This window comes from Paraburkholderia diazotrophica, from assembly GCF_900108945.1.
GTDB classification, from domain to species: Bacteria; Pseudomonadota; Gammaproteobacteria; order Burkholderiales; family Burkholderiaceae; genus Paraburkholderia; species Paraburkholderia diazotrophica.
The window spans coordinates 192919-205452 of the sequence record NZ_FNYE01000013.1; the positions used below are offsets into that span (position 1 = coordinate 192919).

At 63.0% G+C, this 12534-nt stretch carries 9 protein-coding genes; 2 read left to right on the forward strand and 7 right to left on the reverse strand.

Going from position 1 to position 12534, the window contains the following annotated elements; translation table 11 throughout:
• Window positions 1-69: 69 nt before the first annotated feature.
• The 4 genes from BMW76_RS18620 to BMW76_RS18635 form a co-directional block, all read right to left on the reverse strand.
• Entirely contained in the window at window positions 70-1692 is a 1623-nt protein-coding gene (locus tag BMW76_RS18620) for an ABC transporter substrate-binding protein (RefSeq protein WP_090867621.1), read from the reverse strand.
• Between the two features lie 105 nt (window positions 1693-1797).
• Window positions 1798-3072 carry an NAD(P)/FAD-dependent oxidoreductase gene (locus tag BMW76_RS18625; RefSeq protein WP_090867681.1) on the reverse strand — a complete coding sequence of 425 codons (1275 nt, stop codon included), beginning with the start codon at window positions 3070-3072 and terminating at the stop codon, window positions 1798-1800.
• Between the two features lie 54 nt (window positions 3073-3126).
• Window positions 3127-3795, reverse strand: coding sequence for a haloacid dehalogenase type II (locus BMW76_RS18630; RefSeq protein ID WP_090867624.1), 669 nt, complete (start codon window positions 3793-3795; stop codon window positions 3127-3129).
• Window positions 3796-3991: 196 nt separating this feature from the next.
• On the reverse strand, window positions 3992-5470 hold the full coding sequence (locus BMW76_RS18635; RefSeq protein ID WP_090867626.1) for an aldehyde dehydrogenase family protein: 1479 nt from the start codon (window positions 5468-5470) through the stop codon (window positions 3992-3994).
• A 244-nt stretch (window positions 5471-5714) separates the two neighbouring features.
• On the opposite strand from BMW76_RS18635, the gene BMW76_RS18640 reads away from it, so the two are divergent.
• Window positions 5715-6587: a GNAT family N-acetyltransferase gene (locus BMW76_RS18640; RefSeq protein ID WP_407668975.1), complete on the forward strand. Its 873-nt coding sequence runs from the start codon at window positions 5715-5717 to the stop codon at window positions 6585-6587.
• A 30-nt stretch (window positions 6588-6617) separates the two neighbouring features.
• Here BMW76_RS18640 and BMW76_RS18645 read toward each other — a convergent pair whose 3' ends face one another.
• Entirely contained in the window at window positions 6618-8195 is a 1578-nt protein-coding gene (locus BMW76_RS18645) for an ABC transporter substrate-binding protein (RefSeq protein WP_090867630.1), read from the reverse strand.
• A gap of 49 nt (window positions 8196-8244) precedes the next feature.
• A complete protein-coding gene (locus BMW76_RS18650) occupies window positions 8245-10299 on the reverse strand; it encodes an oxidoreductase (protein WP_090867632.1) in 2055 nt (684 codons plus the stop codon).
• 96 nt (window positions 10300-10395) lie between these two features.
• Here BMW76_RS18650 and BMW76_RS18655 point away from each other — a divergent pair, with 96 nt between their 5' ends.
• Window positions 10396-11358: a LysR family transcriptional regulator gene (locus BMW76_RS18655; RefSeq protein WP_090867634.1), complete on the forward strand. Its 963-nt coding sequence runs from the start codon at window positions 10396-10398 to the stop codon at window positions 11356-11358.
• Window positions 11359-11511: 153 nt separating this feature from the next.
• Here BMW76_RS18655 and BMW76_RS18660 read toward each other — a convergent pair.
• Window positions 11512-12534: diaminopropionate ammonia-lyase (locus tag BMW76_RS18660; RefSeq protein ID WP_090867683.1), on the reverse strand; the 1023-nt coding region annotated here is incomplete at its 5' end.

Consider the following 12534-nt stretch of genomic DNA (forward strand, 5'->3'; position numbering starts at 1 on the left):
TCCTGAAAGGTTGATGTCGCGCGCCGAGGCTCCTGCAAGCGACGGCGCACGTACGCTGTCAAAGCACGCTCACGTCTCCAGCCACACGTTCTCCGCGAACATCCAGCCCATCAGGCCCGCGAGCGGAATGCCGCCCAGGCCCTTCAGCTTCGACGTATGCGCATCGAGCGAGCTCAGGAACATCGGAATGCCGATGCCGCCGTCCGTATGCACGAGCTCCTGCATGTCGCCGTAAATTTGCTTGCGCTTCGCGTCGTCCGGCTCGCCGCGCGCCGTGACCAGCATCTGGTCGAACTGCGGGCTCTTCCAGTTCGCTTCGTTCCACGGCGCGTCGGACTTGAAGAACTGCGTGAAAATCACGTCCGCGCTCGGACGCGCATTGATGTTGCCGAAGCCGAGCGGATGCTTCATCCAGTGATTCGACCAGTAGCCATCGGAAGGCACGCGCACGACCTGGAGATTGATGCCGGCCTGCGGCGCGACCTGCTGCATCAGCACGGCCATTTCGACGGAGCCTTCCGCCGCCGGCGATGCATAGAGCTGAAGCGGCGTGTTGCCGACCTTCGCCTTCTGGAAGTGGAACTTCGCCTTGTCCGGATCGAAGCCGCGCTGCGGCAGGCCCGACATGAAATACCTGTTGCTCGGATCGATCGGCTGATCGTTGCCGATCGAGCCATAGCCGCGGAAGATGGTCTTGCGCATCTGATCGCGGTCCATCAGGCACATCATGCCGCGGCGGAAATCCGCATTGCCGGTGATGCCGCCATCGTCGCGCATGATGAGATCGGTGTACTGGCCCGTCTTCGTTTCCAGCACCGAGAAGCCCGGCGTACCCTTGATGCGTTCCGTCGAGCGCGCGCTCACCGCGTTGATGAGCTGCACGTCGCCCGATATGAGCGCGTTCACGCGCGCCGGCTCGTCGGCGATGCCGATCAGCTCCACTTCGTCCAGATGCGGCATGCCCGGCTTCCAGTACTTCTCGTTGCGCACGCCCACGGTGCGCACGCCCGGCGAGAACTCCTTCAGCTTGAACGGGCCCGTGCCGACAGCCGTCTTGAAGTCCGTCGTGCCGTCCTTGATGATGAGGAAGTGCGAATCCGCGAGAATCACCGGGAGGTCGGCGTTCGCGCCCGTCAACGTGATGGTCAGTTCGTTCGGGCCCGTCGCCTTGATTTCCTTGAACTGGTCGGCGAGCGTCTTCGCCTTCGAGCCGACAGCCGGGTCCTTATGGCGCAGCAGCGAATAGATCACGTCCTGCGGCGCGAGCGACTTGCCATCGTGGAACTGCACGCCGCTGCGGAGCTTGACGACCCAGACGATTGCGTCTTTCGTTTCGAGCGATTCCGCCAGCGCCATCTTTGCGCCGAGGTGACTATCCAGCTCGGTCAGGCCGCTGTAGAACATGAATCCACGCGCGTAGTCGGTGCCGAGGGCGCCCTTGGCCGGATCGAGCGTATCGGCGGCGGACGATGATTGCGTCGCCACGCGGATGCGACCGCCCTGCCTGGGCTTGTCCTGCGCGAAGGCGGCGCCGCTCGCGGTGAGGAGCCCCGCGCCCGTCACCGACAGCAGTCCGCCCGCGGCCATCGCGCGCAGGACGTTGCGCCGCGACGCGCCACGTCGCGTCAGTTCTTCGAGCCGTGTGCCGGCATCGGCATGGGCGAGTGCTTCAGGCGATTTGTCGATGCTCATGAACTTCTCCGCGGTAGGGGCTATTAATGTTCGACGGCTTGATCGTTGTATGCGGGCCGCCTGTCCTTGCTTCCGGTGCTTCGATGCTTCCGATGCTTCGATGCTTCAGTAGAAAACGTCTTTGATCGAGTAATACGCGCCGACCAGCGGCAGAAACCAGGGCTTGCCCGTATGTCCCGGAATCGCGGGCCAGTCGAAATCGCGCCACGGGTTCGCTTCCGGGTTGCCGTTCATCACGTCGGCCATGACCTGGCCCATGTGCGTCGACATCTGCGTACCGTGGCCGCTGTAGCCCATCGAGAAATAGATGCCGTCGTGCTGGCCCGCGCGCGGCAGGCGGTCAGCCGTGATATCGACCAGACCGCCCCAGCAATAGTCGATGCGCACGTCGGCGAGGCTCGGGAAGATCGACGCGAGATTGGCTTGCAGGATGCGCCCGCTCTTCGCATCCGAAGGACGCTCCGATGCCGTGAAACGCGCGCGGCCGCCGAGCAGCAGGCGCGAGTCGTGCGTGACACGAAAGTAGTTATGCATGAGGCGGCTCGTTGTGTACGAGCGCCGGTTCGGCAACAGTTGCCTCAGTTGCTCCGCGGGCAACGGCTCCGTCACGATGATGAACGAACCGACAGGCGCCATCCTGCGTCGATACCACGAGAACGGACCGTGCTTCGAAGGGCCCGTTGCGATGAGCACCTGTTTCGCGTGCAACGAACCGCGCTTCGAATCGACGCGATATGCGCCGCCTTCCTTCACGATATTCGTGACTTCGGCATGTTCGTAGAGGCGTGCGCCCTGCCTCGCCGCGGCTTGCGCAAGACCCACGGCGAACTTGCCCATATGCATCTGCCCGCCGTGACGTTGCAGCAGGCCGCCGTGAAAGGCATCGGACTGCACTTCGGTGCGGATCTGCCCGCGATCGAGCAGATCGATGTCCGGATCGACTTCCCGCCGGATCAGTTCGGCCGTCTTCGCGATGTGTTCCAGATGATGCGGCTTCGCGGCGAGCTTCAGCTTGCCGGACGCGAGATAGTCACAATCGATGTGCTCGTCGCGGATCAAACGCTCGACGGTGTTCACCGCATCCGCATACGCGCGATAACAACGCTGCGCGCGTTCGACGCCGAGTTGCGAACGCAGTGCCGCATAGTCTTGCGCGACACCCGTATTGCACTGGCCGCCATTGCGGCCCGACGCGCCGCCGCCCACGCGCCCGGCATCGAGCACCGCGACGCACGCGCCACGCTTGCCCAACGCGAGCGCCGCCGACAAACCCGTGAACCCGCCGCCGATCACGGCGACATCGACCTGGCCATCGGCCGGGCCTTCGCACGCCGATGTCATCGCGGGCGCGGTATCGAGCCAGTAGGAGTCGAGTTTCATCGGCATTGCTCGCGTGAAGTGGCGTGTCTGACTTGTGTCAAAGACCGAGGTGTGTCAAAGACCGAGTTGCGTGGCGAGATCGCCGATCGTGTCCACTTCGTAATACTCGTAGTACGGCGTGCCCGGCTCGTGGCCGCGCTTGACGAACGCCTTGTGCCTGATACCCATGTCATGCGCGGTCATGAGGTCATAGCGCAGGCTCGACGACACGTGCAGCACGTCTTCCGGGTTGCAGTCGAGCTGGTCGAACATGTACTCGAAGCCTTGCATGCGCGGCTTGTACGACTGCGCCTGTTGCGCGGTGAACACGCGATGGAACGGCGCGCCGAGCTTGTCGACATTGCTTTGAATCTGATCGTTCGATGCATTCGACAGAATCACGAGCCTGTATTTCTTCGCGAGACGCGAGAGCCCTTCCGGCACGTCCGGATGCGGGCCCCAGGTCGGCACGGCGAGGTAGAACTTTTCGGCTTCCGCTTCGTTGAATTCGACGTTCATACGCTCGCACGCACGGCGCACCGAATCGACGATCACGTCGCGATACGGCTTCCATGCGCCGAGCACTTCGTCGCGACGATAGCCCGCGAAAAACTTCACGAACTGCTCCAGTGCATCGCCTTGCAGACGGTCGGCGTACATCTCGCGAGCCATATCGGCCATGCGGAATTTCGTCAGCGTGCCGTAACAGTCGAACGTGATGTACTTCGGCTCGAAATCGATCATGGTTTCAGTCCTGTCGTGTGATGAACCCGCCGGGAGTTCAGTGGTGAAAACGAAGAACAGCGAATCGTTGAGAAAAATTTAAACAAGGCAAAAATGACTGATGGCGTTGAATACGTGCGTCGCGACGACATAAAGCATGCGTTTTGAACCTCCGCTACAGCAGAAAATGCGGCGCCTGGTCGAACGGTCGTGCGCATCAGCCTTCGATATCGATCAGCACGCTCTTGAAGCGCAGATTCGCCTCGTAAGCCTGCCGTCCGAGATCCTTGCCGATACCCGAACGCTTGTAGCCGCCCGTCGGGATCACGAAGTCGCTCGTGCGTCCATACCGATTGACCCAGACCGTGCCCGCCTCGATGCCGCGCACCATGCGCAACGCGCGGCCGATATCCGCGGTATGCACGCCCGCCGCGAGTCCGTATTCGGGATGCGCAGCGAGTTCGAGCGCTTCTTCCTCGCTGTCGAAGGACTGCACGGTGAGCACCGGACCAAAGATTTCGTTGCGCACCGCGTCGCTTTCCTGTGTGACATCGGACAGCAAAGTGGGTGAATAGAACGCGCCGGGCGTCGCCGCATCCGCGCGCTTGCCGCCGCAACGCAAGGTCGCGCCGCTTGCGATGCTGCGCTGGACGATCGCGTCGATGCGCTTTGCCTGCGGCTCGGAGATGATCGGCGGCAAGGTCGTGCCCGCTGCCCATGTCGGACCGGCCATGAGCTCGCTGAATGCTTGCACGATGCGCTCGATCAGTTCATCGGCGATGGCGCGCTGCACGAGCAGGCGCGATCCCGCGACGCACACCTGTCCCGCGTTTGCCGTGATCGAGCCGGCAATTCGCCGCGCCACTTCGTCGATGCGCGGGGCATCCGCGAACACGATCTGCGGGCTCTTGCCGCCCAGTTCGAGCGTGACGGGCTTCGTGCCCGTCTCCGCGCACGCGGCCATGATCGCGGCGCCCGTGCGCGTCGACCCTGTGAAAGTGACCTTGCCGATGCGCGGATGACGCACGAGCGCATCGCCCGTCGTGCGGCCATCGCCCTGAACGACGTTGAAGATGCCGGGCGGCACGCCCGCTTCGAGCGCGAGTTCGGCAAGACGCAATGCGGAAAACGGCGTCATCTCCGAAGGCTTCAGCACGACCGCATTGCCCGCCGCCAGCGCCGGCGCGGTCTTCCATATGCCCATCACAAGCGGAAAATTCCACGGTGCGATTGCGCCGATCACGCCATACGGCTCGGCGATGGTCATGCCGAGATGACGATGATCCGTCGCCGCGACATCGCCGCCGATCTTGTCCGCAAGCTCCGCATAAAAGCGGATGCTCTCGGCCGTAAATGGCACGTCCCAGTTGCAGGCATCGCGCACGGGACGCGTCGAGCCGAGCGCTTCGAGTGGCGCGAGGCGCGCCGCATCGGCGGCGACGAGATCGGCGAACCTGCGCAGCACGCGTGCACGCTCGCGTGGCGCGCGGCGCGCCCAGTCGCTCTTCCTGAACGCACTCCATGCGTTCTGCACGGCGTAGTCGATCATCGCGGCATCGGCGAGCGGCACCGATGCATACGTTACGCCGTCCGACGGGCGCGACACGTCGATGCGCGAGGCGCCCGCATCGATGAGTTCGCCGCCAATGAAGTGCCCGCTCCTGATGCCGATACTGGCGGGATCGAAACGGTCCATGTGCGTGATCCTCCTTCGGGCGGTTGCGTTGGCATGACTTCATCGTAGGACGGGAGCCCCGGCATTTTTCGCCGACAAAATTGCCGATTCAGCACGACCAGCGCGTTCTTGCCGCGATAACCCGCGGTTTTGCGTTGCACCACGCGGCCGCTCCTTGTTCGGCGCGCAACAGGAAGATCGTCCTAGCCATGGGCGCTGCGCGGTGTCACAGTGACGGTAAATGTCTTCACGCGAGGAGGCCGGCGTGCCCGACTCAAGCAATAACGATGTGGTCCGATACCGGGCTTTCACACTCGACGACATCCCCGCCGCGCATGCGCTGTCGATGTCCGTCAAATGGCGTCATCGCGCGGACGACTGGCGCTTCGCGGCACGTCTCGGCAGCGGCTTCGCCGCCGTCGATCAGCACGGCGCGCTCGTCGGCACTGCGCTCGCGTGGCAGTTCGGCGCGAGTGCCGCGACACTCGGCATGTTCATCGTGTCGCCGGAACATCAGCGGCGCGGCATCGGGCGCAGGCTGCTCGACCGGCTGATGGCAAAGCTTCCCACGCAGATGCTGCTGATTCATGCATCGAACGAAGGCAAGCCGTTGTGCGAGGAACGCGGCTTCACGCGTATCGACACGATTCGTCAGCATCAGGGCGCAGCGTTTCAGCCGCCGCTCGTTTCGCTGCCGCCGGGTGAACGGCTTCGTCCCATCGGCGCGAAGGACACGCCGCGTCTCGCGGAACTCGCATCGCGCGCGACGGGCATGGATCGCACCGAACTGCTGCCGCAATTGCTCGACGTGGCGAGCGGCATTGCGCTCGATCGCGAGGGCGAACTGATTGGCTTTGCACTCTTCCGGCGCTTCGGCGACGGACATGTGATCGGTCCGGTGATCGCGCCCGAATCGCCGGACCAAAGCCGCGCCAAGGCGTTGATCAGCTATTGGCTCGCGTTGAACGCAGGCATGTTCGTGCGCGTGGATACGCCGCTGCGCTACGGCCTCTCTTCGTGGCTCGAAGGGCTCGGTCTGCCGCTCGTCGATACCATCGAGCAGATGGCGTTGAACGGCACGCCGTCCACCGACGACACACTCACGCAGTTCGCGCTGACGAGCCAGGCGTTGTGGTGATCCGCGCGTGCACATCGACGGGTCCGGTGTTTACGCCTTTTCCAGCCACGCGAACTCCGCGAAGCGATAACCCATGACGCGCCCCGACGGACTGCCCTTCAATCCATGCAGCGTCGAGCTCTGCGCGTCGATGAAGTTGATGAACGCCGGAATCACGAGACTGTTCTTTTCGTAGACGATGGTCTGCATGTCGCCGTACATCTGCTTGCGCTTCGCTTCGTCGCGCTCGCGGCGCGCCTGCACCAGCAATTGGTCGAATTGCTCGTTCTTCCAGCCCGACTCGTTCCAGTTCGCATTCGAGCGGAAGAACTGCGTATACAGCAGGTCGAGCGTGGGGCGCGGCAGGATCGAGCCGTAGGTCATCGGGTACTTCATCCAGTACGTCGTCCAGTAGCCATCGGCGGGCACGCGCCGCACGTTGATGTCGACGCCCGCCTGCTTCGCGGCCTGCTGGATCAGCATCGCGGAGTCGAGTGCCGTCTCCACCGATGGCGGTGCGATGATCTCCGCACGCGCGCTCTGCGTCCCCGCCTTCCTGAAGTGGAACTGCGCCTTGTCCGGATCGTACGCGCGCTGCGGCAAGCCCTTCATGAAGTAAGGATGCCACTCCGGCACGGGATGATCGTTCGCGAGCGTGCCGTGGCCGCGCAGCATCACGGTCACGATGCGCTGACGGTCATGCAGATACTTGATGCCCTCGTTGAAGTCCGCGCTCCTGGTCGGCAACATGTCCTGCCGCAACGCAAGGTCTGAATAAAGCTGCGAAGGACTTTCGAGTATCGTGACCTGGCCCGTCTGCCTGACCCGATCGACATCGCGCGCGGGCAGCGGCGATATGAGCTGCACATCGCCTGCGAGCAGTGCATTGGTGCGCGCCGCATCGTCGCCGATGCCAATGATCTCCACTTCATCCAGATACGGACGCCCCGGCTTCCAGAAATTCGGATTGCGCGTGCCGATGCAGCGTTGTGCAGGCGTGAATTCCTTGCATACGAACGGACCCGTGCCGTTGCCTTTGGAAAAGTCCGTCGTGTTCGCGGCGACGATGACGAAATGCGGGATCGCGAGCAGCGCGGGAAGATCGACGTTCGGCTCCGTCAACGTGATCTCGACCTTGAGCGGACCGGCCGCCTTGACCGAGCTGATGCCATCCGCGATCGACTTCGCCTTCGAGCCGACGGCCGGGTCCTTGTGGCGCGTCAGCGAGAACACGACATCGTCGGCGGTGAACGGCTTGCCGTTGTGGAAATGCACATTGGGCCTGAGCGTAACGGTCCACTTCACGAAGTCATCCGATTCGAGCTTTTCCGCGAGCGCGTTCTGCGTCTTGAAGTCGGCGTCGAGCTCGGTGAGGCCGCTATAGAACATGTAGGCGCGGGAATAGTCGCCCGTGTGCGTGCCCTTCGCGGGATCGAGCGAATCCATCAGTGACTGGTTTGCCAGCGCCACGCGAATGCGTCCGCCGCGTTGCGGGGTCGGCTCGGTCGCTGCGAATGCAAGTGACGATGCGCCCGGCAGAATGAGGGTCGCGGCGCCCGCGGCGGCCAGCGTCTTTATCGCCTTGCGGCGCGCAGGATCGGCGACAACGAAATCCTTCGGCAATGTCATGGTCAGCCTCGCTCGGTCATGTCGTTATGCGGATGGATGGAACGAGCCGTCACAGCGCCAGGCAAAGCCTGTAGGCGTCGTAGATGGCGGTGTGAATGTCGCGCGACGCGCTTGCGTCGCCGATGCGGTACAGCAGGAACTGCCCTTCTTCGCCGTCCTGTGTCTCGGGCTGCGGCTTGCCTGTCGCGAACGCTTCGAGGTCGGTATAGCCGTCGTTGGCCGAATACATGCGCGCGGACTCGAACAGATCCTGCACCGCGAGCATGCCGCGTTCGACGACCACATGGTCCGCATCCGTCTCGACCCGCGCATTCGTAAGATGATGACGGAACACCGCGCGGCGCTTGCCGTCCGCTAACGCGCTGACTTCGATCAGTTCGATATTGGTGCGCACGGGCACGTCCCAGCGCGCGATGTTGCGCATCCAGACCTGATCGTCGCCGCGTCCACCCGTTTCCTGCGCGGGCGTGCTGTCGATCAGTGCAAGCGATACGTCGAGGCCCGCATCGACATAGCGTTCGGCGCACAAATAGGCGTTGTGCCGGCCCGTGCCGTCGTACACGAGCACGCTGCCTTCGCGCGGCGGTGTTTCCGTGAGCGCGTCGAACACGGACTTGCATAGCTCAGCGCCCGGCAATGCGTCGAGATTCGGGAGGCCGCCCGTCGCGATGATGACCACATCCGCGCGATGATCGAGCACGTCGCTCAATTCCGCGTAGTGGTTATAGCGCACGTCGACGCCCAGCCGCTCCAGCGCCGACACGCGCCAGTCCACGATGCCGATGAGATCGCGCCGCCAGCTTCCCGTCGCCGCGAGCAGCATCTGTCCGCCCGCCGTCGAATTCGCTTCGAGCACGGTCACGTCGTGGCCGCGCGTCCCGCTGATGCGCGCGGCTTCGAGACCCGCCGGCCCCGCGCCGACGATCAGCACGCGCTTCTTCCGCGCGGCCTTCGGGATGTCATGCGTGAGATACGTCTCGCGCGATGTCGCCGGATTATGGATGCACGTCGCGCGGAAGTTGCGGCAGAACGATGCGCCGACGCATGGCCGCGCCTCGTCCTCCTTGCCCGCTTCGACGAGCTTGACGAGATGCGGCTCCGCGATATGCGCACGGGTCATGCCGACCATGTCGAGCAAGCCTTCGCGGATCGCATGACGCGCGGTGGCGAGGTCCGCGATTTTGGCCGCATGAAACACGGGCAGATCGACTGCGCGCTTGAACGCAGCAGCTTTCGGCAGCCACGGCGCGGACGGCACGAACATGCCGGGCATCGAATTCGCCGCGAGCGCCATCTTTGTGTCCATGCGCCCGAACGTGACGTTGAAGAAATCGAAAAGACCGGTGCTCTGCAGAATGCGCGACATCTCCAGCCCTTCCTCGAAGCTGCATCCGTCTTCTAGCGCGAAGCGAAAGCCGACGAGGAAATCGTCGCCTGCCTGCTTGCGAATCTCCTCGTGCACCTCGATCGCGAAGCGCACGCGATTGGCCGTCGAACCGCCGTACTTGTCGGTGCGCAGGTTCACGGTCGGATCCATGAACTGGCCGATGAGATGACCGCCCGCGTGCGTTTCGATGCCATCGAGTCCGCCGTCGCGGCAGCGCTTCGCCGCGAGACCGAAGTCGCGGATCACGCGTTTGATGTCGGCGTCGTGAATCGCCTGCGGCATCGCGCGATGCAGCGTTTCACGCACGGCCGATGGCGCGATCATCGGCAGCCAGGGCTCGGTGTATGCATCGCCGCGCCGCCCGAGATGCGTGATCTGACACATCAGCGCCGCGCCGTGCGTATGAATGCGATCGGAGAAGCGCCCCAGATGCGGCACGACGGCATCCGTCGATACATTGATCTGCTGGAACGTGTTCGGACTGTCGAGGCTGACGTTCGACGAGCCCCCGAACATCGTGAGCGCGATACCCCCTTTCGCTTTCTCCTCGTGATACCGTTGATAGACCTCTTGCGGGAATTCATCGCGCGTCAGGCGGCTTGCGTGACTCGTGCTCATCACGCGATTCCTGAGCACGAGATGCTTGAGGGTGAACGGCTGAAGCAACGGGTCCGACGATGCAGGTGGGGCGGCGCGGTGATCGGTTTGAGGTGTCATGGCCTGCCGGATGAAGTGAGCGTCGGACTCAAGTTAAGGAGGCCAATATGCGCCGTCAATTTACAAATGAGTGCATGCCCCATTACATGGTGTTGTATGAGTCTGCGACTTCCCTCGCTTCAGGCACTCCTTGTCTTCGAAACCTCCGCGCGGCTTCTGAGCTTCACCAAGGCGGCCGGCGAGCTCAACGTGACGCCCGTCGCGGTGAGCCGCATGGTGGCGCGTCTTGAAGACGCGCTCGGCTTCAAACTGTTCGAGCGCACGAAGCTAGGGCTAACCCTTACCGATCGGGGCGCCACGTTGCAGCGCGCCGTTGCATCCGGCTTCGGGCAGATCGGCGACACCATCGACGAACTCAAGCGCGATCAGGCACAAGGCGAGATCGTCACGTTGTCGCTCGCAAGCGGCTTCGCTGCATTGTGGCTCCTGCCGCGCTACGCGGAATTCCGCAAGCTGTTCCCTTCGATCAATCTGCGTTTGCAGGTGATGGCCGGCCGCCTGTATGGACCGCTCGAAGATGCGGACCTCGGCATCCGGCTGCATGGTCCCGGATCGGAACAGGACCCTTCCTGTCTTTGTCCGGAGATCATCGTTCCCGTGTGCAGTCCGCACTATCTCGCCGAGTTCGGTCCGCTCGATGCGCCCAGGAGCACGCAGGGCCACGCATATATTCATCTCGACGTGACCACGCATTCGTGGGCGGATTTTCATCGTGCAACGGGGTTGTCGGATAAGGGCATCGGTGAAGCCGTGCATCACACCGATCCGGGGCTCGCAGTGCAATGCGCGATGCTCGGTCAAGGGGTCGTGCTCGGATGGCTGCTTGCGATCGCTGCGCCGCTCAACGAAGGCAAGGTAATTCCCGCATGGGACCGCTATATCGAAACCGGCTGTCATTACGTGCTCGAATACCGCTCGTCGAGTCCGTCCGGGAGCACGCGCGCAGTGGCGCGATGGCTCATCGATGAGGTGAAGAAAGAACTCGATGACGCGCGACTCGTACTTGCGCCGATGACGGCCACGCCCAAGACTCGTTCCGAGCAGACGATGCGTCGTTGAGAACCAATGGATCACGACGAACCAGGGCCAGTAGTGCGCGGCTGACTGGAATAGCGTTCAGATTGCGCGAAGCAACGCCAATCACACGATATGGTCCAGGCAATGGATGCCGTCATTGCGATGGCGATGACGGCGAGCGGGAGTTTGGTTTGCTCAGGCTATCGCTTTGGCACGCCAGGCCAGTTGGCGCTCAAGAACGGATTCGGCGGACTCCCCGACCAGTTCCTGATAAGTAGCGGGCGCGGTTGCACCTTCAGTATTGACGAGCAATACGCGGGAAGCGCTATTTAGGCCCACTTGCCTCGCCAGTTGCGTGTTCTGCAGCAATGCGATGAGACCCGCGAGACCCGCTACACCCGACTCGCCAGCAATGATCGGTGCGTCTGTATCGCTGCCGGCAGCCAGAATACGCATGGCGTTCACTGCATCGTCATCGCTGATCGTCATGAAATCATCGACGCAAGGTTGGAGAAACTTCCATGCGAGCGGCGAGGTTTCGCCGCAAGCGAGCCCAGCCATCACGGAGTCGACCGAGCCCGTCGCACGTGCAGCGCGTCCCGCCAATGCGCTCTGATACAGACAGTCGGCCTGCTGCGGTTCGACGACGATAAATCGCGGACGATGCTCGCCATGGAATTCCCATAGGTAACTGGCCAATCCTGCTGCAAGGCCACCGACACCGCCCTGGAGAAACACATGCGTGTAGGCCGGCTGATCTGGCTGGCTATCGCTCTGCTCGACGATCTCCGCTGCAATCGTGCCATAGCCTTGCATCACATCACGCGGGATGTCTTCGTAACCGTCGTATGACGTATCGGAAACGACGTGCCAGCCGTTCAGCGAAGCCAGGCGAGCCGCCTCTTCGACCGACTCGTCGTAGTTTCCGGTGATCCGGACAATCTCGGCGCCATACGCAGCAATGGCCTTCTCGCGCTCGACGCTGACATTGGCGTGGAGCACGATCACACAACGGCAACCCAGCGTTTGCGCAGCAGCGGCCAGTCCCTTTCCGTGGTTGCCGTCCGTGGCGCTCACCACCGTGAAATGCGTCAACAGGTCCCGATAGCGTCCTTCGAAAAGACCACGTGCATCGAGATCATGATCCGGCCATAGTCGCTGGATGAGGCGCACGAGTGCAATGGGCGCACCTAATGCCTTGAAGCTGCCCAGTACGGA